Below are 24055 nucleotides of genomic sequence, written 5' to 3' on the forward strand. Positions count from 1 at the left end.
CGTTTAATCGCAATATTTTTCTGTAGAGACGCACTGCAGTGCGTCTACGTGTGATTGACGACTTGGTGTTCCGAAGCGTTGGTTTTTTTGGAATTTTAAAAATTAACCTCCCTGCGTAGCAGAAATAATTAAAATTTCGTCAGTTTCTTGTACGAGGAATTCGTTCCATTTGAGTTTTGGAACGACGGTATTGTTGACAGCAACAGCAATTCCGTTTTGTTTATGCGGAATTTCGAGATCGAGCAATGATTGAACGCTTAGCGATTCAGCATTGAAATGTTTAGTTTGTTGATTGATTTTTAGTTCCATTCCTTTTGAGTTTAGTGTATAGATACACGTTAGGAATGGCTGCAATAACGCATAGAAATGCGTTTAAGAAGTCATCTTACTTTTCCCTACGCTAGTATGAACTAGATCAGGTTCAGAGGGTAAAATCTCAGCCTGCGCGATGCAGACACCCCTAAAGTGTGAAGCAAATGTAATGAAATTTTGTTTGAAAGTTCCAAGTTTTAGGCCTCAAGTTCAAAAAAACTGAAAACGGAGACTTAAAACTAAGCCTATTTATCTTTTCGGGTAAAGCAGTCTTCGATATGATCATTGACCATTCCAGTGGCTTGCATATGGGCATAAATAACGGTTGACCCTACAAATTTGAAACCGCGTTTTTTTAAATCTTTGCTGATAGCATCAGAGATGGGAGTGGTTGCAGGAACATCTTTTAAGGTTTTTGGCTTATTGTCAATTGGTTTTCCATTGGTGAATTTCCAGATGTAGTCAGAAAAAGTTCCAAATTCTTCTTGAATTTTCATAAAAGCCTGAGCATTGGAAACCGCAGATTTAATTTTGAGTTTATTGCGGATGATTCCTGTATTCTGCATCAATTCTTCAATCTTGTCTTCAGAGTAATTGGCTATTTTTTTATAATCAAAATGGTCAAAAGCGGTTTTGAAGTTTTCCCTTTTGTTTAAAATGGTAATCCAGCTTAAACCAGCCTGAAAGGTTTCGAGTATTAAAAATTCAAAAATCGTCGGATCGTCGTAAACGGGAGTTCCCCATTCTTCGTCATGATATTTTTTGTATAAATCACTTGCCGAACACCAGCCGCATCTAATAATATTAGTGTTTTCCATTATCTTCCAATTTGCCAGCTATATCCTTTCACGCTAGGAATATATGCTGAACGCCCCACTATAACTAAGTTATTGTAAATTTTTTTATTGTATTTAATACCAATTGCATTTCCAGAAGTATACATTTTATTGGCCTTAAAGACAACTTTCATTTTACCGTCTTCCAATTCTGCATCAGAGACTCTCTCAACAAGCCAAGTAGACTGCCATTTTACCGCCAATTCATTTTCGGCCGTTTTAGTTACACTTTTTACTAGTTTGATAGCTTCTTCGGGAATTTCAAAGTTTTCTGTCAATTGCTTTTGCGTCATGGTTTGGCCCATTTTGCATTTGTCTAATATTTTATGGACATTGACAAAACTTAATAGTTTGTCGTTAACTTCCTGTTTTATGGAAGCTGGCGCTTTGTACGTATTGTTTTCCGTTTGCAAACTTAATGGCTTAATTTCTATTGGATTTTTTACTGAAAAAGGATTTTTCTCAGTTACAGTTTTTTTCGAACCGAACTCTTTTGGGGCAGCAATGCTTTTTAAAGAAATTTTAGAATTTACTTTTACATCAACCGGTTTTAGTTTGTTAACAGATTGAATGGCTTTTTTAGGCTGTTTTTTTTCGTTATTGCCACAGCTTAAAAAGAAATAGGTAACAGAGAATAAAATAAGCAAGTGAATTTTTTTCATGACCTAAATATGTTTTTTATTCTTTATCCTTTATCCTTTATGAGCAGGATCTTCTTCCAAATATTTTTTAATCAGATGATGCCCCAAATAAATTGCAGGAGTTAATAAAATAGCTATTGCCAATTTAAAAGTATATCCTATTAATCCTGAAGATATAAAGGTGTCGAAATCAATTTTTCCAGGTAGCCAAAAAGCAATTCCTAAAACAATAAATGAATCAAATAATTGAGAAATAACAGTAGAACCAGTTGTTCTCAGCCATATTTTCTTTTCGCCGGTTCTGTTTTTAAAAAACCAAAATATCCAAACATCAATAAGCTGCGATGCCATGAAAGCTATTAAACTTCCTATAATAATCCACATACTCTGTCCAAATACCGCCTGGAACTGCTCGTCATTTACGGGACTAATTCCTTTTGCGGCAGGAATTGTAATTGCCATAAAAAGTATTAAAAAAGCATAAGCAATCAAGCACGCAGTTATGAACGAAAGCTTTTTCACGCCTTTTTCGCCAAAATATTCATTAATCAAATCGGTAGTTAGAAATACAACGGGCCATGGTAAAATTCCGATACTCATGACAAAAGGCCCAATTTGAATTAACTTTCCTCCAATTAACTCAGCAACAACAGCATTGGTTATAAATATTCCTGCTAAAATTACAAAAACAATTTCTTTTCTGGTTCTAAACATCTGATTTTTGATATTGATATTTCAAAAATAAACTATTTCTTTTAAATCTTAGAAACTATAATTCGTTAGCGTATGAAGTTTGCTTTCGATTGGTTAATTTTGAGAATCTGTTGCATTTTTTGCCAGTCAAATTTATGTGCAGAATTAATTAATGCATTTGTTATGAAAACACCGATAGAATTAGATAATCCATTATTAAAAGACTGGTTTGGGCCTTATGGGGGCGTTCCAGATTTTACAGCCTACAAAGTTTCAGATTTTAAGCCTGCAATAGAATTTGCGATTAAGGAAAAATTAGAAGAAATTGATGCAATTGCCAATAATCCGGAAAAGCCAAATTTTGAAAATACAATTGAGGCTTTGGAGCTTTCTGGTGAAAAGCTGGATCGAATTCATGCTGTTTATGGCATATACAGATCCAATCTCAGCACTCCAGAATTTAATGCGGTAGATACCGAAATGTCTCCAAAATTAGCAGAGATTAATGACAAGCTGTATCAAAATGAGAAATTGTTTTCTAGAATTGAAACCCTGTACAAATCAGATGAAAAAAAGAATTTAACCAAAGAACAGCAGCGTGTGCTTTGGCTTTATTATACAGATTTTGTTAGAGAAGGAGCGGAGTTAAACGATCAGGATAAAGAGAAAGTAGCTATGATCAATCAGCAATTGGCAACACTTTTTACAGCTTTCAGCCAAAAACTGCTGGCAGAAGAAAATAATCAATATATAGAATTAAAAGCAGAAGATGATTTTGAGGGTTTGCCTGAAGAATTTAAGAATGCTGCAATTGCCGAAGCAAGAGAAAGAAATTTGAATATTTTGGGCTGCATTGGAAATACAAGATCTTCAATCGAGCCTTTTTTGACTTTCTCCGAGAAAAGAAATTTAAGAGAAAAAGCTTTTGATATTTTTGTAAAACGAGGCGATAATCAGAACGAAAATGATACGAATGAAATACTTGTGTCTATTTTAAAATTAAGAGCTGAAAAAGCAAAAATTTTGGGCTTTGCGAATTTTGCTGAGTGGAGCTTGTCGAACAAAATGGCAAAAGATCCGCAGAAAACGCTGGACTTGATGCATTCTGTATGGAAACCTGCTGTGGAAAAAGTAAAAAATGATGTTTCGGCTATGCAGGAGATGGCAATTAAAGAAGGGGCAGATTTTAAAATTCAGCCTTGGGATTACCGCTATTATGCGGAAAAAGTGCGTAAAGCAAAATACGATTTAGATCAGAACGAAATTAAGCAGTATCTGCAGCTTGAAAATTTGCGTGAAGGAATGTTTTGGACTGCAGGCGAATTGTTTGATTTAGGTTTTAAGCAATTATTCGATGTTCCGGTTTATCATCCAGATGTTCGAGTTTGGGAAGTGAATAATAAAAATACAGGAGAAGCAATTGGTCTTTGGTATTTTGATCCTTACGCTCGCACGGGAAAACGTTCGGGGGCTTGGATGAATTCGCATAGAGACCAGCAGAAAATAAAAGGTAATGTGCTTCCTATCGTGTCAAACAATTGCAATTTTATAAAAGGAAATAGTGACGAGCCTGTTTTGATTTCGTGGGATGATGCTACGACTTTGTTTCATGAATTTGGACACGCACTTCATGGTTTATGCTCTAATGTTACATACCCGAGTCTTTCTGGCACTTCGGTTGCAAGAGATTATGTCGAGTTTCCGTCTCAGCTGTTAGAACACTGGCTGGCAACTCCTGAGGTTTTAAATAAGTTTGCTCTTCATTATAAAACCAACGAACCTTTGTCTCAATCATTAGTTGAAAGAATAGGGAAGGCAGCCAATTTTAATGAAGGTTTTGCAACTGTAGAAACGATTTCGAGTTCTTTTGTGGATATGAAATTGCATCTAACTACAGAAACAGTAAATCCTCACGAATTTGAAAGCAGAATTTTGGAAGAAATCAATATGCCATCTGAAATTGTAATGAGACACAGAATTCCGCAATTTGCACATATATTTTCAAGTGACGGGTATGCGGCAGGATATTACAGTTATTTGTGGGCAGATGTTATCAATGCAGATGCTTATGAAGCTTTTTTAGAAGCTGGAGGACCTTTTGATAAGAGTGTCTCTGAACGTCTGTATAAAACAGTTTTAAGTGTTGGAAATACGATTGATAACGAAGAAATGTACGAGAATTTCAGAGGGCACGCTCCGAAATCGGATGCGTTAATGCGAGCAAGAAATTTTCCAGTTGAAAGTTAAAAATAAAAAAGCCCGAATAAATAAATATTCGGGCTTTTTAATATTGAAAATAATATATTAACCTAAAGTTACTCTTTTGAAACCAGTGATTTCAACATTGAATCCTTTTACGTAATCACCAACTTTTTTACTGTCATCTTTGATGAAGTTTTGATCTAAAAGAGCTTTTTCTTGATCTAAAGTAGTGTTGTCAGAGATAAAACGTTGAACTTTTCCTGGAAGGATTTTGTCCCAGATTTGCTCTGGTTTTCCTTCAGCTTTTAATTCAGCTTTAGCATCTTCTTCAGCTTGTTTGATAACTTCAGGAGTTAATTGAGAGAAAGAGATGTATTTAGGAACATTTTTTAAAGTTTTTCCTAAACGTTTTGCTTCTTCGTTGTCTTTTTCGATTACAGCAATACGAGCAGCAAGTTCAGATTCAACGAAAGCAGGATCAAAATCTTTGTAAGATAATGTGTCAGCTCCCATAGAAGCAACTTGCATAGAGATATCTTTTGTTAAAGTCTCAGCATTAGCTACTGGAGCAGAAATTGCAGTTAAAGCAGCGATTTTGTTAACGTGAACATAAGATCCAACGTAAGCGCCTTCTAAAATTTCGAAACCACCGATTTCGATTTTTTCACCGATAACACCAGTTTGCTCGATTAATTTCTCAGCAACAGTGATTCCGTTGAAATCAGAAGCTAATAATTCTTCTTTAGAAGAGAAGTTGATTGCTCTTTCTACTAAATCTTTAGCTAAAGCAACGAAAGCTTCATTTTTACCTACGAAGTCAGTTTCGCAGTTTAAAGTGATGATAGCTCCTTTAGTGTTGTCAGCATTGATAAAAGAAACAGCAGCTCCTTCAGCAGACTCACGGTCAGAACGGTTAGCAGCAACTTTTTGTCCTTTTTCTCTAAGAATTTGTATAGCTTTATCGAAATCTCCTTCAGCTTCAACTAAAGCTTTTTTACAGTCCATCATTCCGGCACCTGTAGATTGTCTTAATTTATTTACGTCTGCAGCAGTAATTGTTGCCATAATATTTTAAGTTTTAATATGTTTTTAAAAGTAAAAAATTCCAGCTTTTAAATCCCAAACTCCAATTTTAATAAATTATCAACATAACGTTTTTAATTTTGTCTTGGATTTTGGAATTTAAAATTTGGAATTTAAATTTTGATTTATTCTTCAGTTTCAGTTGCAGGAGCTTCAGCTTCAACAGCAGGAGCTTCTTCAGCAGCTTCAACTTCTTTCTCAGCACCTCTGTCAGAAAGACCTTCGATTACTGCAGTAGTTACTAAAGATAAAATTTTGTCAATTGATTTAGAAGCGTCATCATTTGCAGGAATCACGTAATCAACCTCTCTTGGGTCAGAATTCGTATCAACCATTGCGAAAACTGGAATGTTTAATTTTTGAGCTTCTTTTATTGCGATGTGTTCAGCTTTGATATCTACTACGAACAATGCTGCAGGTAGTCTAGACATATCAGCAATTGAACCTAAGTTTTTCTCTAATTTAGCACGTAGACGATCAACTTGTAAACGCTCTTTTTTAGATAAAGTGTTGAAAGTACCATCTTTCTTCATTTTATCGATAGAAGACATTTTTTTAACTGCCTTTCTGATAGTTACGAAGTTAGTCAACATTCCACCTGGCCATCTTTCAGTGATGTAAGGCATATTTGCAGCTTTTGCTTTATCAGCAACGATGTCTTTTGCTTGTTTTTTGGTAGCTACGAATAAGATTTTTCTACCTGATGCAGCGATTTTTTTCAAAGCTTCGTTAGCTTCTTCAATTTTAGCTGCAGTTTTATATAGATTGATAATGTGAATACCATTACGCTCCATATAAATGTAAGGAGCCATGTTTGGATCCCATTTTCTAGTCATGTGTCCGAAGTGAACACCTGCTTCTAGTAATTCTTTTACTTCTATTTTGTTTGCCATTTTTGTACTAGTTTACGTTCTGTTGATTAGCAATGTGTTTTGAACTTTGGCTTTAGGCAATATGCTTTATGCTTTAAGCTTTATGACTTTAAGACTTTCGACTTTCAGACTCAACCCATTTAGATGCTAAACTATATCCTACCTCGATAGGAGAGCAACAATAACTGTGTTTTTTAATTTCAATAAATAATTGATAATGTCTTGTCCCATCTGAACAAGACAGGTAATATTAACGTTTAGAGAATTGGAATCTCTTACGAGCTTTCTTCTGACCGAATTTCTTACGTTCAACCATTCTTGGGTCTCTTGTTAATAAACCTTCTGGTTTAAGAATAGCTCTGTTTTCAGCGTTAACTTCACACATTACGCGTGCTAATGCCATTCTTACAGCTTCTGCCTGACCAGTTGTACCACCTCCGTAAACGTTTACTTTTACGTCAAAGTTACTAGCGTTTTCTGTCATAGAAAGCGGTTGTAAAACTTTGTATTGTAAAGTTGCAGTTGGAAAGTAAGTTGCGAATTCTTTTTTGTTTACAGTGATGTTTCCAGTTCCTTCAGAAACGTATACACGTGCAACAGCGGTTTTTCTTCTGCCGATTTTGTGAATAACTCCCATTACTTAAGATCATTTAGGTTAACAGTTCTAGGTTTTTGAGCTCCGTGTTTGTGCTCAGATCCTACAACAACATTTAGATTTCTAAAAAGTTCAGCACCTAATTTGTTCTTAGGTAACATACCTTTTACAGCTTTTTCTACTAATGCAGCTGGATTTTTAGCTTGCAATACTTTAGCAGTTAAAGTTCTTTGTCCTCCTGGGTAACCTGTATGACGCATGTAAATTTTGTCATTCATTTTTGTACCTGTAAGGTTAATTTTTTCCGAGTTGATAACAATTACGTTATCTCCACAGTCAACGTGCGGTGTGTAACTTGGCTTGTACTTCCCTCTTAAGATCATAGCAACCTTAGAAGCAAGACGTCCTAAGTTATGACCTTCAGCGTCAACAACAATCCACTCTTTAGTTACAGTGGCTTTGCTAGCTGAAACTGTTTTGTAGCTTAATGCGTCCATAATATTATTTTAATTAAACATTCCATCCCCAATAAAGGGGATGCAAAAGTACAATTAATTATTTTAAAACCAAATACCTGAAAGAATATTTTATCTCCTGAAAATCAGGGGCTCAGTTTTTTAATTAATTAGCGAATAAAAAAACCGTCTCCACAATAAAGTGAAGACGGTTAAATATTTAGAAAGAAAAATGATTATACAATAAATATATTGGCAATATCAACGACTTGTTGTGTTGTAAGTGGCTCATCATAAGCTTCTGAGCCTGCTGCGGCACCAAAAGCGGCTGCCGTATTAAATCCTGCCTGCATAGTTACGCCTTCGCCATCATAAACGGCTTGCGTTGCAGAAGGCATTCCTGCACCTCTGTCAGCATTAGAAATCCATCCTTTCAAGCCTCTTAATCTTCTAACTTCAGAGGCGTGGCGTGCTTCGACTGAATGAATCTGCAGAGCTGCGGTCAATAAATCTGGTGTGGTTATCAAATTTGCAGCCTGTCCTTTGTATGCTCTAACTCCTGTATCTTCAAAGGCTTGTGCCAAAGTTAAAAAAGTTGGATAATCATGAAAAGGGTCAAATGTTCCGCCAACCGTAAAGTCAAAAGTTGGTTTTGGAACAAAGTTAGGGCTTGCAGTACCACCCAAACCAGCGATTAAAAATTTGACGTGATCAGATTCATGATCTGCAATCTGCTGAAATACTTTTAGATCTCTTCCTCCATTTTCCAAAGCGGGAATGACACCTGAGTCTAATGCCATCGAATAGAATTCATTCTCAAGATATTCTAAGGTCAAAGCAAACTGCAATGCTCCGATCGGAGTTGCTGGCGTTGCCGTAATATCTTTAGCGAAAGCTTTATTGGCAAGAGCCGACAATCCGAAAGGAATGGATGCCATAGCTAAATTTTTTCCAATATTTCCAAAGTGCGAAAAACTATCTCTGCGGGAACCTGTACTGTTCATTAAATTGTCGTCAGTAAAGGATTCTATAAATTTTAAAATGTTCATAATTTCTAAGTTTTAGCGGTTAAGATTAAGGCAAGTATTTGGCTGTAAATTTTGTAGTAATAAAATTAGCAGCGATAGGAAGGATTTTAGACGGATCTTTAGCGTCATCTAGTCCTGTTGACATATTTACAATATCGTCTCCGGCAAAATCTTTAGAATTCGGATTGATCAAGCTTCTTATTGCAGATGCGTGTCTGGCTTCAACAGAAACGATTTTTCCTGCTAATAATAAGTAATCTGCAGTCTTAATTAATCTTCCAGCTCCATTATAAGCAGCAACTCCTGTATCTTCAAGGGCTTTTGCGGTGGCTAAAACTTCGCTGCGGCTATTAAAGTTTAAAGAGCCATAATTAAAGGCTAGAGTAGGAAGCAATTGTGAGCTAGGATCTGGCAGAGCACCAGTCAAAGCGGCTTTGAAAAAATCTCTGTGAACAACTTCATGATGATACAAATCGGTGAGGACTTGTCGTTCAGTGTCATTAAATACAGCATTAAAGTTTGAGGAATTTACAACCTTGGTGTAAAAATCTGCTTCTAGCTGCTCTAGAGCATAGGCGTATGTTAGAACGCCAAAGTCGCCAGAGCCTAAGTCAAAAACGCCATTTCTGACTCCCGGCAAGGAAGTGTCTTCCATATTATTGTCATTGTCATTGTCGCTGCAGCCAGCCAGAACCAAACCTGTGGTTACTAATGTTAATCCGCTGAGCTTAAGAAAGCTCCTTCTGCTATTCAGTGAAGGATCAACTTCGTGAATTTTAACTTCGTTTTTCATAATCAAGTTTTTTATTAGGTTAACAACATTGGTTTTAGTTATTAGGTATTTAAGTATTAACAAAATTTTAGGAGATGCGGTTTCAGAAAAATCTGCTTTTATGGTTTTTTTTCGAATAGATAGTATAATTTGAAAGACAAATGGTTGTTTTTTGTTTTATTTTCGGTAATTCTACTATATTTGTATTAATTACATAAACTTTTATAGATGAAAGCTAAAGCAACTCTAAAACAAATTGCGAAAGAACTAGGAGTTTCTGTGTCAACAGTGTCTAAAGCGCTGAATGACAGTCCGGAAATTAGTGAGCAAACGAAGGTTAAGATTAAAGAGTATGCCAAACTCAAAAATTATAAGCCGAATGTTATTGGTCTAAATTTAAAGAACCGTAAAACCAAAACGATTGGGGTGATTATCCCAAATATTTTAAATTCTTTCTTTGCGAAAGTTTTTAGCGGTATTGAGAAAGTGGCCGATAAAAAAGGGTATAATGTAATTACTTGTATTTCTAACGAATCTTTAGAAAAAGAAATCCATACGCTTGAAATGTTGAGCAACGGAACTATTGATGGGTTTATCCTTTCGGTTTCTGAAGAAGCGCAAAAACTTCAAGATTATAATCATTTCTCAGAAATAATTAACGACGGAACGCCAATCGTGATGTTTGACCGTATTGCTGATGAAGTAGATTGCGATAAAGTTGTTGTAGACGATTTTGATTCGGCATTAAACTCAACACAGCATTTGATTAATTTAGGATGCAAAAACATTGCTTTGATTTCTTCTGTAGATAATTTAAGTGTTGGAAAATTGAGAGCTGATGGTTATTTAAAAGCTTTAAAAGACAATAATATTCCAATTAATGAAAAAATTATCCTTCGTACCGACTCTGAGGAAGATATGAAAGCTAAAATTGACGCACTTTTTGACAATAAAATTGACGGAATTTTTGCTTTGGATGAAAATGATTCGGTTGCAGCTTTAAGAGTGAGTTTGAAAAAAGGGTACAGAGTTCCTGAAGATATTTCGATTATTGGTTTTGCAGATGGTATTTTGGCTTCGAGACGTTTGTCGCCAAGTTTGACTACAGTAAGCCAGCATGGAGTTGAAATTGGAGAGGTTGCTGCAAAAAGATTAATCGAAAGGTTGGAAGAGCCAGAAGGCACAGTTTCAGATTACGAAACAATTGTCATCAAAACAAAATTGAAAGAAAGAGAATCAACTCGAAAAAAATAAAAACTAAAAAAAAATCCATTCGCATAACGAATGGATTTTTTTTATTTAAGCTCATAAGGGAATTTAGGATTCTTGTATTTTTTTAATTTCTCAAACGGAACTAAAAAAGGTTCTTCGCAATTTCTAGCCGCTCTGTAGAAACTTGGAGTAAATTGTATTCCTTTGTCAGTATAGCTCCAAGATGGAAAGTCCCAATATTCTTCATTGGTGTAATCGCAGTCATCGTCATTATCAGGTTTCTTAAAATGCTCTATCGAAGTAATAACTTCTAATAATTTTGGAGCAAAATAATCATTTCTATATTTTGAAAAAGCATCGAAATTATTTTCTCTGTCACCTGTGACACTTTTATCGAAAGCTAAAATATCATCAATTTCATATTGTTTTCCATTATTTAAATCAATCAGATAACCGCTGCCTCCAAAATCTGGATGAGCACCACCGCAGAACCAAGAGTTAAAGGTTTCAAAGCCTAATAAATTAGCATTTAGGAAGTTTATTGTCGTTGTGCTTTCTATTCCCTGACCATTACTGTATTCAAAACTCGAAGAGCAATTAAGTTGGCTTAATGTATTTTGAATATGTATTTCTTCTAAAATGGGGTTAATTAAAGCTTTGTTTTTCTCTGAAAAGTTATTTCCTAATCTAAAAAAATCTGAATCACAATGTTTTTCAGAATACCATACAAATTCTTTGTTATTGTAAAGTGTGGTCTTCTGTTTTTTAAATTCAAGGAATTTATATTTTACCAGATTTAAGCGTTCGTCATCAAATCTAATTTTGATATTTGATTTGTAATTATCAAAATTTACAGGTTCAAGATGTACGGCTAACTGCTTGTCTTTGGCATCATACCAAAAGCCATCAAAATTATTGCCTGATTTCTTTAAATAGAATTTTTCAGTTATTACATCGCCAGGTTTAAAATAGAAAGTGTAATTATTGTCTTTTAATTTTGCTTCGAGTTTAATGTCTTTTAATGAATTCTTATAAAAATAAACAACGTTTAGACTGGCTTCCTGATCTGAATTATAGACCTGAACAGTCATAAAAATGGTGCTTTTTCCGAGAGTTCCTTCCAGATAATAAATTTTGTTTTGGCAAAATGAAATCGTTGAATAAAATAGGAATAGGCATAAAAGATGTTTCTTCATTTTACTTTTCTTTTTAATCTTTAAAGGTTTTTATAAAAATGTAAATGTAGCAAAACCAAAATTCTTACAATATAGTTTGTGGCGAATAAAAAAGCCATTCAAAATTGAACGGCTTTTAAGTGTGACAAATATTTATTTTTTAGTGCGCTTCTAACCAGTCTTTGCCTAAACCAAGCTCCACTTCTAAAGGAACCGACATTTTGAAGGCATTTTCCATTTCATGCTTAATCATTGGCTGAATTTTTTCGAGCTCATCGTTGTGAACATCAAACACAAGCTCATCATGCACCTGAAGCAGCATTTTAGATTTCCAGTTTTCGTCACGAAGTTTTTTGTGAATATTAATCATCGCAATTTTAATCACATCGGCTGCACTTCCTTGAATTGGAGCGTTTACAGCATTTCGTTCTGCAGCACTTCTTACAACAGCATTGGCAGAATTGATGTCTTTTAAATATCTGCGGCGGCCTAAAATAGTTTGCACATAACCTTTTTCTCTTGCAAAATCAATTTGTTCTGAAATATAAGATTTAAGGCGCGGATATGTTTTGTAATACGCATCGATCAAAGCGGCGCTTTCGCTTCTTGAAAGCGACGTCTGATTGCTTAATCCAAAAGCAGAAACCCCATAAATGATTCCAAAGTTTACCGTCTTGGCATTGCTTCTTTGCTCGCGCGAAACTTCTTCTAAAGCGACATCAAAAACTTTTGCCGCTGTGGCTCTGTGAATATCTTCTCCGTTTTGGAAAGCTTTAATCATATTTTCTTCGCCGCTCAGAGCTGCAATGATTCTTAATTCAATTTGAGAATAATCGGCAGAGATTAAAGTATGGTTTTCGTCACGCGCAACAAAAGCTTTACGAATCTGACGTCCTCTCTCGGTACGAATTGGAATATTCTGCAAGTTCGGGTTATTAGAACTCAAACGGCCCGTTGCGGCAACTGCCTGCATATAATCGGTATGAACGCGTAATGTCTTTTTATCAACCTGTTCGGGTAAAGCTAAAATATAAGTGCTTTGCAGTTTTACCATCTGGCGCCAATCTAAAATATCTTTTACAATTGGGTTGTCATTTGCCAAATAAGTCAAAACTTCCTCGCCAGTTGCATATTGCCCGGTTTTGGTTTTCTTTTGCTTAGCCCCTCCAATTTTAAGTTTGTCGAATAAAATATCGCCTAATTGTTTTGGAGAAGCAAGATTAAATTTTTCGCCAGCTGTTTCGTATATTTTTTGTTCCAAAGATTTGATTTCAACATCCATTTCCTTAGACATATCTTTTAAGAAATCAACATCTAAGCGAATGCCTTCCATTTCCATATCGGCCAAAACGCTAACTAGAGGAATTTCGATTTCATCAAATAGTTTTTTGGTTTCGGTTTTGTCTAATTGGGTTGTAAATATTTCTTTTAATTGTAAAGTAATATCGGCATCTTCGGCGGCATATTCTTTAATGTCTTCCAAAGGAACGTCACGCATATTAAGCTGATTTTTTCCTTTTTTGCCAATTAAGGTTTCAATAGATTTTGGAGAATATTTTAAATACGTTTCCGCCAAAATATCCATATTATGACGCATATCCGGATTGATTAGATAATGCGCAATCATGGTGTCGAAAAGTTTTCCTTTTACTGTAACTCCGTAGTTAGAAAGGATTTTTAAATCGTACTTTAAATTCTGTCCAATTTTTTCAATATTTTCATTTTCAAAAAATGGAACAAATTTTTCGATCAAAGCTTTTGCTTCTTCCTGATTTTCTGGAAACGGAACATAAAATGCTTTTCCTTTTTCATAAGAAAATGACATTCCGACCAATTCTGCGTGCAGAGCATCAATTCCTGTGGTTTCAGTATCAAAACAAACTGCAGGCTGTTTTTGCAGATTTTGCAAAAGCAATTTAATTCCTAGATCGCCTTGAATGGTTTGATAGGAATGTTCTGTGTTTTCTAAAGTATTATAGAAAGAAGTTCTTGGAGCATCTGTGTCTTCATCTTCAGCAGAGCCTCCAAAAAGATCAAATTGGTCTTCGTTTTTAGCCGCAGCTTTTTTAGCTGGTTTTGCATCTGAAGCTGGAGCCGCAGTCTGAGCGCCATCTGTTCTAAATAAATTATCAAACTGTTCTGCCATTCTTCTGAATTCTAATTCTTGAAAAATAGCATCTGTTTTTTCGATATCAGGACGAGAAAGTTCGTAATCTTCCTCATTAAAAGTAACATCACAATCTGTAATAATTGCGGCCAGTTTTTTAGAAAGAATTCCTTTTTCTTTATTCGCTTCGATATTTTCTTTCATTTTACCTTTTAGCTTATCTGTATTAGCCAAAAGATTTTCCATAGAGCCAAACTCTTTCAGGAATTTTTTTGCCGTTACTTCGCCAACACCAGGCAATCCTGGAATATTATCGACGGCGTCGCCCATCATTCCAAGAAAATCAATGACTTGTTCTGGTCTTTCTACTTCAAATTTTGCTAAAACCTCAGGAACTCCCCAAATTTCGATTCCGTTACCCATTCGGGCTGGTTTATACATAAAGATATTTTCAGAAACCAATTGTGCAAAATCTTTATCGGGCGTTACCATAAATACCTGATAGTTCTGTTTTTCGGCTTGTTTTGCAATTGTTCCAATCAAATCATCGGCCTCACATCCTGCAAGTTCGATAATTGGAATATGCATGGCTCTTAATAATTCCTGAATATAGGGAACAGCAATTTTGATTGCTTCTGGAGTTTCGTCTCGGTTTGCTTTGTAGTCTACAAACATTTCGGTTCTTACATGGCTTCCTCCTTTATCAAAAGCAACTGCCAAATGATCTGGTTTTTCTCTTTTGATAACATCCAAAAGCGAGTTCATAAAACCCATAATTGCAGATGTATCCATTCCTTTTGAATTGATTCTCGGGTTTTTTATAAAAGCATAATAACCACGAAAAATTAGTGCGTAGGCATCTAGAAGAAAAAGGCGTTTTTGAGTTGACATATTAAAAATATTAGTCTGTAAAAATAAACATTTGGGTTTTAAAAAACGATTTACTTTTCGAAAATTAATTCTGTTTCACCATATAAGTCATATAAGACCATTTTAGTGGAGACGCACCGAAGTGCATCTCCTCGGTCGGTAAAATAAGGCTGAAAACGGTTAAACAATTAAATGAGCTTATATAACTTATATGGTGAAAAAACCGCGAAGCGTTAATGTCAAGTTAAATTTTTCTATGGAGCGGTTTCTTCATTTTGGCTTCATTTTCTCGAGGTAATTTTGATTTGAAAATAAAAGGTTATTAATTCTTAAATCTTAGAAATCATGAGAAATTTATTAATGTTACTAGTAGCAGTTTTAGGAACAAGTGCAATGGTTCACGCATTTCCTGCAAAAGATAGAAAAGTAGCTCCAGCAAAAGAAGTTAAAGCAACCAAACATCCTAAACACAAATCTGATAAAAAAGCAAAATCAGTAAAAACTGAAGCGCCAAAAACAGAAGCTGCGAAACCAGAAACTGCAAAAATGAAAAAATAAGAATTGCTCTCGTTTTGTTTTCGAAGCATTGTAACGGAGGCAAAACAGGAATAATGATTATGAGAATGCGATTGAAAAGGCTGATGAAGAAATTTGTCAGCTTTTTTCGTTAGTTAATTTTTTAATAATGTGCAGCTAGACTTTTGATAATTCATTAATTTTAGTTGTGCTAAAAGATCTTGTTTATGAATGTTTTAATTGTTGAAGATAATAAAGAGCTTGCTGTAGAAGTTTACGATTTTTTATGCAACGCAGGTTATATTTGTAAGATTGCTAATAATTGTGCAGATGCGCTGGAAGAATTTGGAAGCAATGACTATGATGCTATGCTGCTCGATTTGGGTCTGCCAGACGGCGATGGTTTTGAGGTTTTGCAGACGATTCGAAAAACTAAATCTAAGATTGCGGTTATTGTGCTTACTGCCCGAGGAGAATTGGATGATAGGATTAATGGACTTCATCTTGGAGCCGACGATTATTTGACAAAACCTTTTGCTTTGACAGAGCTGGCTGCGAGATTGTTTGCAGTGATTCGCAGAATTCATGGATTTACTTTAAATAATTTAAGCATTCATGGTTTTTTGCTGCAGCTTCAGGATTATAAAGTAAGTTTTAATGAAGTTCCGCTAAGTCTTACCAAAAAAGAGTTTGATATTTTTCAGTATTTAGTTCTAAATAAAAACAGGGTCATTACAAGACTGCAATTGACAGAGCATATTTGGGGAGACATTTTAGAAGTAAATTCAGATTCTAATTTTATTGATGTTCATGTTCGAAATCTTCGCAAAAAACTGGACAAGCATACTGCTATTGACTGGTTTGAAACGGTTCGAAATGTTGGTTATCGTATAAACGAATAAATTTATTCTTGTGAAAATAAAACATCAATTAGCCATTTTTAATGCCATGACCAGACTGCTGGTCATTTTGATTTTATGGCTGATGCTTCCTATTTTGGTAGAAAATGTGGTCTATCATCATATTAACAATAGTCTGCTGGAGAAAAAGAAAAAATTTATCGAGCATCTTAATCAAGATGAAATAAATGATTTTATAGAAAATCCAGATGATTCGACCGAAACTTTTTCAGAATTTTCAACGCTTCATAGCGAGTTTTTGGTATTGTCTCGAGTTCCTATAAAACCGCATGAGAAAAAAACAACTTTTACAAATGACTATCGCAAGATTGAAAATGAAGAAAGCGAATATCGAATATTGCAGCATCACTTTACTTATGAGGGAGTTGATTATCAGCTTGAAATTGGGAGCAGTCTGAGTGAGGTCAACGATTTGACTTTTGTCATCAGGCTGTTCATTATCATTGTCTTTGTGGTGATTCTGTTTATCACTTTTTTGGCAGATACATTTTATATCGAATATCTTTTAAAGCCATTTTATAAAATTATTGACACTAAAATAAGGCGAGTAAATGAGCCAGAAACATTTGATCATACTCCGATAAAAGCTGCTTCAAGAGATTTTAGGGAGTTAGATTTTGTTTTAAACCAAATGATGGATCGTATTGCGGAGGTTTTTAAAAAAGAAAAGCAGTTTATCTCCAATGTTTCGCACGAACTTTTAACGCCAATTGCGCTGCTTAAAAACAAGCTCGAAAATTTGCTTCAAAATGAATCTTTAGACGATAATGCAGTCGATAAAATTGCAGGTTCTCTAAAGACACTGGATATGCTAAAAAAAATCATCAATAATTTATTGCTGATCTCAAGAATAGATAATAATCAGTATGTGGCCAATGAAGAAATTAATCTTCGAGAAATCGTTTTGGACTTGTACGAAGACCTTCAAGACCGCATTGAGGATAAAGAAATTCAATTCATCGATGAGATGAAAAGCAGCTTTGTTTTTACTGGGAACAAAACCTTAATTCATATTCTCATTTATAATTTAGTAACCAACGCCATTAAATATAATAAACTGCAAGGAAAGATTAGTATTGAGGATGGTTTTGCAGATAATCATTATTTTATGTCAGTGAAAGATTCTGGAATAGGAATGGATGAATCGCAGTTGGAAAAAATATTTAGCCGTTTTGCCAGAATCAGTTCAGATCAGGAAGGGCAGGGCTTGGGACTTGCAATTGCTAAAAGTATTGCAGCTTTCCATCATATAGAAATGACAGTAGAATCTGCATTGGGCGTGGGGACTACTTTCAAATTATGGTTTCCAAAAGCTAATTAAAAGTTAAAATTTATTGTAGGACTTTTTCTTCATTTTGTCTTCATGTTGCGATTATACCTTTGACTTGTAAATAATAAAAATAACAAATCAAAAATTTAAAAGTCATGAAAAAATTAGCAATTTTAGCAGTAGCAGTTTTCGGAACATTCGCAATGGTAAATGCACAAACAACTCCAGCGCAAACAAAAACAAAAGAAGTGAAAACTGAAAAACAAGATAAAAAAGCAAACAAAAAAGCTAAAGGAGAGAAAAAAGCAGAAGCTGCAAAAACAGAAACTCCAAAAGCAAAATAAAACGACATTTTAAGTCTTAAGATTAAATAGTTTTAAAGGTTGGTAGGTTAAAGCTGAAGGAGTCATCTTTCAGCTTTTTTATGTTTTACAGCGTTAAATTTTTTATAATAAAAAGAAATAGAATTCTCATTCTTTGTTACTTTGTTTAAAACTATAAATTAGATGATCTTTCGTTTTATATTTCTATGCGCTCTTTTATTATTTATTGAGTTCTATTCATATCAGGCTTTTCGAACTTTAATCAAAACACGCTGGGTTTTGATAAGTTATCAAATTATTAGCCTACTGGTTTTAATCTTTATTATTTATTCTTTTTCGCAAGTAGATCGTTCTGTTGGGCAGACTAGGCAGTTTATGTTTACCACAGGTTTGATGCTGACGGTCTATGTGCCTAAAATTTTGCTTACGCTAATCATGTTTGGCGAAGATATTTTTAGAATAGGAGCCAGTATCTTAAATTATTTTGTTTACAATACTCCGCGTAAGGAAATGATGCCAGACAGAAGAAAATTTGTCAGTCAGCTCGCGTTGGGTCTCGCGGCAATACCTTTTCTCTCTATTATTTACGGAATTTTTGAAGGCAAATATAATTTTAAAGTAATCAAACAGACTATATTTTTCCCAGATCTTCCAGATGCTTTCGATGGCTTTAAAATAACTCAGATTTCAGATGTTCATAGCGGAAGTTTTGATAATCCAGAGAAAATTAATTATGCGATTGATTTGATTAATGCACAAGAATCTGACTTGATTTTGTTTACGGGTGATATTGTAAATACCCATGCCAAAGAAATGCATCCGTGGCTGGAAACTTTTAGCCGCATTAAAGATTATAAATACGGGAAGTTTGCGGTTTTAGGAAACCATGATTATGGAGAATATGTAACATGGCCATCTGAGAAAGAAAAAGACGAGAATTTTAAGGCAATTAAAAATTTGTATGGTCAAATCGGTTTTAAATTAATGCTAAACGAACATACTTACATTCAAAAAGGCGATGATAAAATTGCCTTGATCGGGGTAGAAAATTGGGGAGTTAATTTTAAGAAAGCAGGCGATTTAAATAAAGCTTCTGAAAATGTGAATCAAGACGATTTTAAAGTTTTAATGAGTCATGATCCAAGCCATTGGGATGCCGAAATTAAAGATCATCCAAAGAATTTCCATCTGACATTTGCAGGCCATACTCACGGTATGCAGTTCGGAATTGAGATTCCGGGATATTTTAAATGGAGTTTGGCACAATACATTTATAAACAGTGGGCAGGATTGTACGAAAATGTCGGAAGATACGTTTATGTTAACCGCGGATTTGGTTTTCACGCATATCCCGGGCGAGTTGGAATTATGCCTGAAATAACGGTAATTGAACTAAAAAAAGGCCGTAATGTCGGTTAATTCGTTAAAAATGCTACATTTGTATAATATTTATTTCTTTTAGAAGATTTAAAAAACTTAAATTTTTGGTTTTATGTCAAAATTTGGAGAATTAATAAATGCTCAAGTTCCAGTGTTAATTGACTTTTACACAGATTGGAATGAATCTTCAGTTTCTATGCATCCTGTTATTAAGGACGTAGCGGCTGCGCTTGGCGATAAAGCCAAAGTAATCAAAATTGATGTAGATAAAAATCAGGAACTAGCAGAAGCGCTTCGTATTAAAGGGCTTCCAACTTTAATGATTTATAAAGAAGGGCAAATGATCTGGAGACAATCTGGAGAACTTGATGCCAATACTATTATCGGAATTGTCCAGGAACAATTTAACGTCTAAACCTCCCTTTTTTGATGTTATTTAGTGAATAATGTCAAACTTATATCCGTTTTCTTTTAAAAAATGCAGTGTTCGAGGCAAAGCAAATCTTAAATTTGGAGAAGCTTTAATACTGTCATGAAAAACAATTACGCTACCCGATTTTACATTTTTTGTTACGTTTTCAAGGCATTTTTCTGGAGTAATGCTTTGATCGAAATCGGCGCTTAAAACATCCCACATTACTATTTTATAGCCTAAACTTCTTAGGATTTTAGATTGCGCTTTTTTGATTTTTCCATAAGGAGGACGAAATAATAAGCGGTGAGGAGCTTTTTCTTGTTCATCTAAAACAGCCGCACAGTTTTTTACATTTTCGATGTATTCATTGGTATGGATTTTCCAGCCATTCACATGGTTCATGGTATGGTTGCCAATTGAATGCCCGTCTGTAATTAGCTTTTCAAATAGAGCTAAGTTGGCTTTTATGTTTTTTCCGATGCAGAAAAAGGTAGCCTTTGCGTCAAATTTTTTTAATTCAGACAAGACCCAGTCTGTAATTTCTGGAGTAGGACCATCATCAAAAGTAAGGTATATTTTCTTTTCGTTGTTAGGAATGTCCCAGCAATATTTAGAAAACACCTTTTTTATAAATGCGTTAGTTTTTACCCAATAGAAGCTCATTTTGAATTAAAATTGTATTAGTATGTATAAAATTAAAAAATGCAGCGCTATTTATCAAACAGCGCTGCATTTTTTTAATAAGTAAGATTTTCGTATATTATTTATTCTTTTTCACGTCCAAAACGCTCAAAAACATTCACGTAAGTATTAAACGTTGTTTTGTGCTGGTTGTAAAAAGCAGTGTCTTTATTGTCATCCATTACGTGCAGCAGACTTCTGTAACGCTCAATATCTGTAATGATATCTACAGCCAAATCAGTTTGGTCTGAAGGAGTTAATGTGCTGTAATAGTTTAGATTCTCTTTATACTTTTGAACCAATTTGTTTAAAAGATCCTGCGCTTTGGCTTTTTCTCCCACTTTGTAATAACCGTCAGCAAAACCTTCAACCAATGAGTAATATCCAAATTTGTCTAAAGGCATTTGGGTCATTGCTAAATTGATTACATTTTTAGCTTTGTCAATCTTACCTTCTTCAATAAGCTGGTTCATTAATCTAGAAAGATTGGTACGGTAGGTAATGCTGTTTCTTCTGGTTTCAGGATCGTGATAGATGTTTCCATTGCTATTGCCCCAATCCCATTTCATTACAATATCGTACATTTTATCTGCATCAATTTGGCCCATGTCTAATGGTCCGCCATCTTTTGAAGGAGTGTTTTTTATTGGAACCAATTTATACACCATTCCATCCAATTGCAGATAATCTTTTAACCATAAATAATCTTCATCATCAAAAGCGCCACCGCTAAAGTAAATCGGCCTCTTCCAGTTGTTATTGGCTAAAATGTCAAGCATCATTAAACGGTTTTTGTACAATGCGCTTCCTTTAATATCAATATCTAAGTAAGGAACAATAGAGTCGTAATACTTAGGATTAACCACTTTATTTTGAATGATAACATTTTTATCCACATTTACTCTAATCTTGTTTGTTGGATAAAAATGAATGGTTTGTCCGTTTTGTAATCCAACAGTCGATTTAGGGTTTTTGATAAAATCGATAAAATCTTTAATGTTCCAACGAGTATCAATTTTTTGAATATAAGCTGTGTAATCCAAGTTGTCTCCCACATACTGGCTATGCACAAAAGAAATCGGCAGTGGATTTGATTCATAAGACTTCGCCTTCATTTGGTCAATGTACCAGTCTGTCATGAATAAACTTGTGTTTACAATCTTCACATCGGTTCTGAAGTGCTCAATTTCCTGCGCGTACCAAAGAGGGAAGGTGTCGTTATCTCCAATTGTAAATAAGATTGCATCTTTGTCGCAAGAACTTAAGTAAGCTTTTGCCATTGCAACCGCTGTGTATCTTCCAGATCTATCGTGATCATCCCAGTTTTGAGCTGCCATTAAAACAGGTGCAGCCAATAAACTTCCGGCAATAAGCACTGGTCCCGCAATTTTTGGAGCAAGATATTTCTGGAGGCTTTCATAAAGTGAGTAAACTCCAAATCCGATCCAGATGGCAAAGACGTAGAATGAACCTACTAGTGCATAATCTCTTTCGCGAGGTTCAAAAGGTCTTTCATTCAAATATATTTTTAGTGCAATTCCTGTAAATAAGAATAAAGCCAAAAGAACATAAAAGCTCTTTAAATCTTTGTTGGCATGGTACATGATACCAATTAGCCCTAAAATAAAAGGAATAAAATAATAAGCATTGCGCCCTTTGTTGTTTAATACATCTGTTGGCAGATTGTCTTGAGAACCTAAATGAACAGAATCTAAAGGTTTGATGCCGCTAATCCAGTTACCGTCCAAATTATCATATTTGCCCTGAACATCATTTTGGCGCCCAACAAAATTCCACATCAAATATCTCCAGTACATATATCCAAATTGATATTCAAACATAAAACTGAAGTTGTCAGCTGTAGAAGGCTTCTCAATAATTAAATATTCTCCGTAACTTCTTAAGAATTTTACGTAACCTTCGTTGTCAATCTGTTTTTGAGCATAAGCTCTTCTAAACTCAGAAACTGTTTTTTCAACCTCATTGCGCAATTGAGCAGTAGCTTTGTTGTATTCATCTTCGCTTAATTGGCTCGCATCAATTCCGTATTTTGCCAAATCTTCATCATAATTATAATTAGGATTGATTCGGAATTTTGGAGGATTTGTAAAGTTGATATAGTTTTGAATGTGTCCTGTTTCTGTGCTCCACATTCTTGGTAGAATTGCTTTCTGGTTGTCATCAGAATTTTGTTCTGCATTTTTATAATTATTGGTAATGATATATTTTCCTGTTTTATAATCTCTTTCGTAGTTTGGCTTTTTGTCTAAATAAGGTGTTTTAGCATCAAGACCAGCAAAAAGTTCTGTGTATTGAGGCCCATAAAATAAAGGATTTACACCATATTGTTCACGATTGTAATAAGCCAAAACCTCTGTGGCATCTGAAGGTTTGTTTTCATTGATTACCGTATTGGCATTTGCACGAACAGGAAGCATCAGCCAAGTTGAGAAACCAATTAAGATAAATAAAATGCACAATATAATAGTGTTGTAAAATATCAAACCTTTTTGTTTGGTGTATTTTAATCCAAAATAGAAAAAAGCAACAAACAATAATGCAACAAAGATAGTTCCTGAGTTAAACGGAAGTCCCATGCTGTTTACCATGAAAATTTCGGTTTTTCCGAAAAATGCCATAGTAAGAGGAAGAAGTAATTTGAAAATGAACAATAAAATTCCAATAACAACTACATTGGCAATAAGGAAGTTTTTAATTGTAACTTTTTCGTAGTGTTTGAAATAGTATAAGAATCCAATGGATGGAATAGTTAAAAGAGCCATGAAGTGAACTCCAAACGAAAGACCAACAACCAATGAAATGATTAAAAGCCATTTGTTTCCTTTTGGTTTGTCCATGTCTTGCTCCCAGCGTAAACCTAACCAGAAAAGCAAAGCAATTAGTAATGAAGCCATCGCATAAACTTCGGCTTCAACCGCATTAAACCAGAAACTGTCAGAAAATGTATAAGCCAATGCGCCTACAAAAGAACTTCCTAAAATAACGATCGAATTGTTTTGGTCAATTTCTGTAAAACGTCCAACGATCTTTTTCAAAATCATAGACGATGACCAGAACATAAATAATATGGTAAATGCGCTAGAAAAAACAGACATCATGTTAACCATTAGAGCCACGTGCTGAGCATCTATTGCAAACATGGCAAAAAATGCACCCATCATCTGGAAAAGCGGTGCTCCCGGTGGGTGGCCTACTTCAAGTTTGGCTGCGGTAGCAATATATTCTCCGCAATCCCAAAAGCTCATTGTAGGTTCAACTGTTAATGTATAAGTGATTAAAGCGATTGCAAATGCAAACCAACCAATAATTGTATTCCATTTATTGAAATTGAATTGTGCCATATTTAGGTGTTAAAAATTTGAATGTTTTTCTATCCTACAAAGAAAATGTTTTTTTACGTAAAGAAACGAGCATTAACAAAAAATTCTATAAAACTATACGTAATAAGTAATGTGTTGTTTATGAGGAGTTTTTGATATTGAAGCGAATTTGAATGTGAAAAAAATCAAAAAAAATGATTTTTTTTGCTCAAAAAGTTTGCACAAACTAAATAAAGACTTAAATTTGCACTCGCTTTACAGCACTGCTGGTCTATGGTGTAATGGTAACACTACGGTTTTTGGTGCCGTCTTTCTAGGTTCGAGTCCTAGTAGACCAACAGAAAAAGCCTCTCAGA

General features: G+C 34.7%; 22 protein-coding genes, 1 tRNA gene and 1 riboswitch. Of the genes, 9 read left to right on the forward strand and 14 right to left on the reverse strand.

Annotated features, from left to right (window positions below; all coding sequences use genetic code 11):
• Positions 1-102: 102 nt before the first annotated feature.
• From thiS to N4T20_RS07760, 4 genes are all read right to left on the reverse strand, one after another.
• Positions 103-309, reverse strand: coding sequence for a sulfur carrier protein ThiS (gene thiS, locus N4T20_RS07745; RefSeq protein WP_260672482.1), 207 nt, complete (start codon positions 307-309; stop codon positions 103-105).
• Between the two features lie 66 nt (positions 310-375).
• A riboswitch (TPP riboswitch) is annotated at positions 376-472 on the reverse strand.
• Positions 473-557: 85 nt separating this feature from the next.
• Positions 558-1130, reverse strand: a complete 573-nt coding sequence (locus N4T20_RS07750; protein WP_260672483.1) for a DNA-3-methyladenine glycosylase I — start codon at positions 1128-1130, stop codon at positions 558-560.
• Positions 1130-1810, reverse strand: a complete 681-nt coding sequence (locus tag N4T20_RS07755; protein WP_260672484.1) for a hypothetical protein — start codon at positions 1808-1810, stop codon at positions 1130-1132. Before N4T20_RS07755 ends, N4T20_RS07750 begins: the two co-directional genes overlap by 1 nt.
• A 30-nt stretch (positions 1811-1840) precedes the next feature.
• Entirely contained in the window at positions 1841-2503 is a 663-nt protein-coding gene (locus tag N4T20_RS07760; protein ID WP_260672485.1) for a queuosine precursor transporter, read from the reverse strand.
• Positions 2504-2665: 162 nt separating this feature from the next.
• On the opposite strand from N4T20_RS07760, the gene N4T20_RS07765 reads away from it, so the two are divergent.
• Positions 2666-4729 carry a M3 family metallopeptidase gene (locus tag N4T20_RS07765; protein ID WP_260672486.1) on the forward strand — a complete coding sequence of 688 codons (2064 nt, stop codon included), beginning with the start codon at positions 2666-2668 and terminating at the stop codon, positions 4727-4729.
• 57 nt (positions 4730-4786) lie between these two features.
• On the opposite strand, the gene tsf is transcribed toward N4T20_RS07765, so the two are convergent.
• The 6 genes from tsf to N4T20_RS07795 form a co-directional block, all read right to left on the reverse strand.
• Positions 4787-5749: a translation elongation factor Ts gene (gene tsf / locus N4T20_RS07770; RefSeq protein WP_260672487.1), complete on the reverse strand. Its 963-nt coding sequence runs from the start codon at positions 5747-5749 to the stop codon at positions 4787-4789.
• Positions 5750-5892: 143 nt separating this feature from the next.
• The gene (gene rpsB, locus N4T20_RS07775; protein ID WP_111367996.1) at positions 5893-6660 is read right to left on the reverse strand and encodes a 30S ribosomal protein S2; all 768 of its coding nucleotides are present in this window, start codon (positions 6658-6660) and stop codon (positions 5893-5895) included.
• A gap of 229 nt (positions 6661-6889) precedes the next feature.
• Positions 6890-7276 carry a 30S ribosomal protein S9 gene (rpsI, locus tag N4T20_RS07780; RefSeq protein ID WP_008466792.1) on the reverse strand — a complete coding sequence of 129 codons (387 nt, stop codon included), beginning with the start codon at positions 7274-7276 and terminating at the stop codon, positions 6890-6892.
• The gene (rplM, locus tag N4T20_RS07785; RefSeq protein ID WP_008466793.1) at positions 7276-7731 is read right to left on the reverse strand and encodes a 50S ribosomal protein L13; all 456 of its coding nucleotides are present in this window, start codon (positions 7729-7731) and stop codon (positions 7276-7278) included. The genes rpsI and rplM overlap by 1 nt, the downstream gene beginning before the upstream one ends.
• A gap of 194 nt (positions 7732-7925) precedes the next feature.
• On the reverse strand, positions 7926-8738 hold the full coding sequence (locus N4T20_RS07790; RefSeq protein WP_260672488.1) for a ferritin-like domain-containing protein: 813 nt from the start codon (positions 8736-8738) through the stop codon (positions 7926-7928).
• Positions 8739-8763: 25 nt separating this feature from the next.
• On the reverse strand, positions 8764-9510 hold the full coding sequence (locus N4T20_RS07795) for a ferritin-like domain-containing protein (protein ID WP_260672489.1): 747 nt from the start codon (positions 9508-9510) through the stop codon (positions 8764-8766).
• Between the two features lie 207 nt (positions 9511-9717).
• Between N4T20_RS07795 and N4T20_RS07800 the strand changes: the two genes are divergently transcribed.
• Positions 9718-10743 (forward strand): LacI family DNA-binding transcriptional regulator, encoded by a 1026-nt coding sequence (locus tag N4T20_RS07800; RefSeq protein ID WP_260672490.1) that lies wholly within the window; start codon positions 9718-9720, stop codon positions 10741-10743.
• Between the two features lie 41 nt (positions 10744-10784).
• Here N4T20_RS07800 and N4T20_RS07805 read toward each other — a convergent pair whose 3' ends face one another.
• Together N4T20_RS07805 and polA are read right to left on the reverse strand one after the other, a co-directional pair.
• Entirely contained in the window at positions 10785-11897 is a 1113-nt protein-coding gene (locus N4T20_RS07805; RefSeq protein WP_260672491.1) for a hypothetical protein, read from the reverse strand.
• Positions 11898-12036: 139 nt separating this feature from the next.
• Entirely contained in the window at positions 12037-14874 is a 2838-nt protein-coding gene (gene polA / locus N4T20_RS07810) for a DNA polymerase I (protein ID WP_260672492.1), read from the reverse strand.
• A gap of 324 nt (positions 14875-15198) precedes the next feature.
• Between polA and N4T20_RS07815 the strand changes: the two genes are divergently transcribed.
• The 6 genes from N4T20_RS07815 (at position 15199) to N4T20_RS07840 (ending at position 19677) form a co-directional block, all read left to right on the forward strand.
• Positions 15199-15411, forward strand: a complete 213-nt coding sequence (locus N4T20_RS07815; protein WP_260672493.1) for a hypothetical protein — start codon at positions 15199-15201, stop codon at positions 15409-15411.
• A 185-nt stretch (positions 15412-15596) separates the two neighbouring features.
• Complete coding sequence (locus N4T20_RS07820) at positions 15597-16271, forward strand: response regulator transcription factor (protein WP_260672494.1); 675 nt, start codon at positions 15597-15599, stop codon at positions 16269-16271.
• A 10-nt stretch (positions 16272-16281) separates the two neighbouring features.
• Positions 16282-17610, forward strand: coding sequence for a sensor histidine kinase (locus tag N4T20_RS07825; protein ID WP_260672495.1), 1329 nt, complete (start codon positions 16282-16284; stop codon positions 17608-17610).
• A 104-nt stretch (positions 17611-17714) separates the two neighbouring features.
• The gene (locus N4T20_RS07830; RefSeq protein ID WP_260672496.1) at positions 17715-17903 is read left to right on the forward strand and encodes a hypothetical protein; all 189 of its coding nucleotides are present in this window, start codon (positions 17715-17717) and stop codon (positions 17901-17903) included.
• 162 nt (positions 17904-18065) lie between these two features.
• Positions 18066-19301 (forward strand): metallophosphoesterase, encoded by a 1236-nt coding sequence (locus tag N4T20_RS07835; RefSeq protein ID WP_260672497.1) that lies wholly within the window; start codon positions 18066-18068, stop codon positions 19299-19301.
• A 73-nt stretch (positions 19302-19374) separates the two neighbouring features.
• The gene (locus N4T20_RS07840) at positions 19375-19677 is read left to right on the forward strand and encodes a thioredoxin family protein (RefSeq protein ID WP_008466807.1); all 303 of its coding nucleotides are present in this window, start codon (positions 19375-19377) and stop codon (positions 19675-19677) included.
• A 21-nt stretch (positions 19678-19698) separates the two neighbouring features.
• Here the strand turns inward: N4T20_RS07840 and N4T20_RS07845 are convergent, their stop codons facing one another.
• Positions 19699-20340 (reverse strand): polysaccharide deacetylase family protein, encoded by a 642-nt coding sequence (locus N4T20_RS07845; RefSeq protein ID WP_111368015.1) that lies wholly within the window; start codon positions 20338-20340, stop codon positions 19699-19701.
• 101 nt (positions 20341-20441) lie between these two features.
• A complete protein-coding gene (locus tag N4T20_RS07850; RefSeq protein WP_260672498.1) occupies positions 20442-23720 on the reverse strand; it encodes a DUF2723 domain-containing protein in 3279 nt (1092 codons plus the stop codon).
• A gap of 246 nt (positions 23721-23966) precedes the next feature.
• On the opposite strand from N4T20_RS07850, the gene N4T20_RS07855 reads away from it, so the two are divergent.
• Positions 23967-24037, forward strand: a tRNA-Gln gene (locus N4T20_RS07855).
• The last annotated feature ends 18 nt before the right edge of the window (positions 24038-24055 follow it).

The sequence above is a fragment of the Flavobacterium sp. TR2 genome, from assembly GCF_025252405.1.
Lineage (GTDB): Bacteria > Bacteroidota > Bacteroidia > Flavobacteriales > Flavobacteriaceae > Flavobacterium.

Coding starts and splice junctions, on each gene's coding strand:
- thiS (WP_260672482.1), bottom strand. CDS start 309: ATGGAACTAAAAATCAATCAACAAACTAAACATTTCAATGCTGAATCG.
- N4T20_RS07750 (WP_260672483.1), bottom strand. CDS start 1,130: ATGGAAAACACTAATATTATTAGATGCGGCTGGTGTTCGGCAAGTGAT.
- N4T20_RS07755 (WP_260672484.1), bottom strand. CDS start 1,810: ATGAAAAAAATTCACTTGCTTATTTTATTCTCTGTTACCTATTTCTTT.
- N4T20_RS07760 (WP_260672485.1), bottom strand. CDS start 2,503: ATGTTTAGAACCAGAAAAGAAATTGTTTTTGTAATTTTAGCAGGAATA.
- N4T20_RS07765 (WP_260672486.1), top strand. CDS start 2,666: ATGAAAACACCGATAGAATTAGATAATCCATTATTAAAAGACTGGTTT.
- tsf (WP_260672487.1), bottom strand. CDS start 5,749: ATGGCAACAATTACTGCTGCAGACGTAAATAAATTAAGACAATCTACA.
- rpsB (WP_111367996.1), bottom strand. CDS start 6,660: ATGGCAAACAAAATAGAAGTAAAAGAATTACTAGAAGCAGGTGTTCAC.
- rpsI (WP_008466792.1), bottom strand. CDS start 7,276: ATGGGAGTTATTCACAAAATCGGCAGAAGAAAAACCGCTGTTGCACGT.
- rplM (WP_008466793.1), bottom strand. CDS start 7,731: ATGGACGCATTAAGCTACAAAACAGTTTCAGCTAGCAAAGCCACTGTA.
- N4T20_RS07790 (WP_260672488.1), bottom strand. CDS start 8,738: ATGAACATTTTAAAATTTATAGAATCCTTTACTGACGACAATTTAATG.
- N4T20_RS07795 (WP_260672489.1), bottom strand. CDS start 9,510: ATGAAAAACGAAGTTAAAATTCACGAAGTTGATCCTTCACTGAATAGC.
- N4T20_RS07800 (WP_260672490.1), top strand. CDS start 9,718: ATGAAAGCTAAAGCAACTCTAAAACAAATTGCGAAAGAACTAGGAGTT.
- N4T20_RS07805 (WP_260672491.1), bottom strand. CDS start 11,897: ATGAAGAAACATCTTTTATGCCTATTCCTATTTTATTCAACGATTTCA.
- polA (WP_260672492.1), bottom strand. CDS start 14,874: ATGTCAACTCAAAAACGCCTTTTTCTTCTAGATGCCTACGCACTAATT.
- N4T20_RS07815 (WP_260672493.1), top strand. CDS start 15,199: ATGAGAAATTTATTAATGTTACTAGTAGCAGTTTTAGGAACAAGTGCA.
- N4T20_RS07820 (WP_260672494.1), top strand. CDS start 15,597: ATGAATGTTTTAATTGTTGAAGATAATAAAGAGCTTGCTGTAGAAGTT.
- N4T20_RS07830 (WP_260672496.1), top strand. CDS start 17,715: ATGAAAAAATTAGCAATTTTAGCAGTAGCAGTTTTCGGAACATTCGCA.
- N4T20_RS07835 (WP_260672497.1), top strand. CDS start 18,066: ATGATCTTTCGTTTTATATTTCTATGCGCTCTTTTATTATTTATTGAG.
- N4T20_RS07840 (WP_008466807.1), top strand. CDS start 19,375: ATGTCAAAATTTGGAGAATTAATAAATGCTCAAGTTCCAGTGTTAATT.
- N4T20_RS07845 (WP_111368015.1), bottom strand. CDS start 20,340: ATGAGCTTCTATTGGGTAAAAACTAACGCATTTATAAAAAAGGTGTTT.
- N4T20_RS07850 (WP_260672498.1), bottom strand. CDS start 23,720: ATGGCACAATTCAATTTCAATAAATGGAATACAATTATTGGTTGGTTT.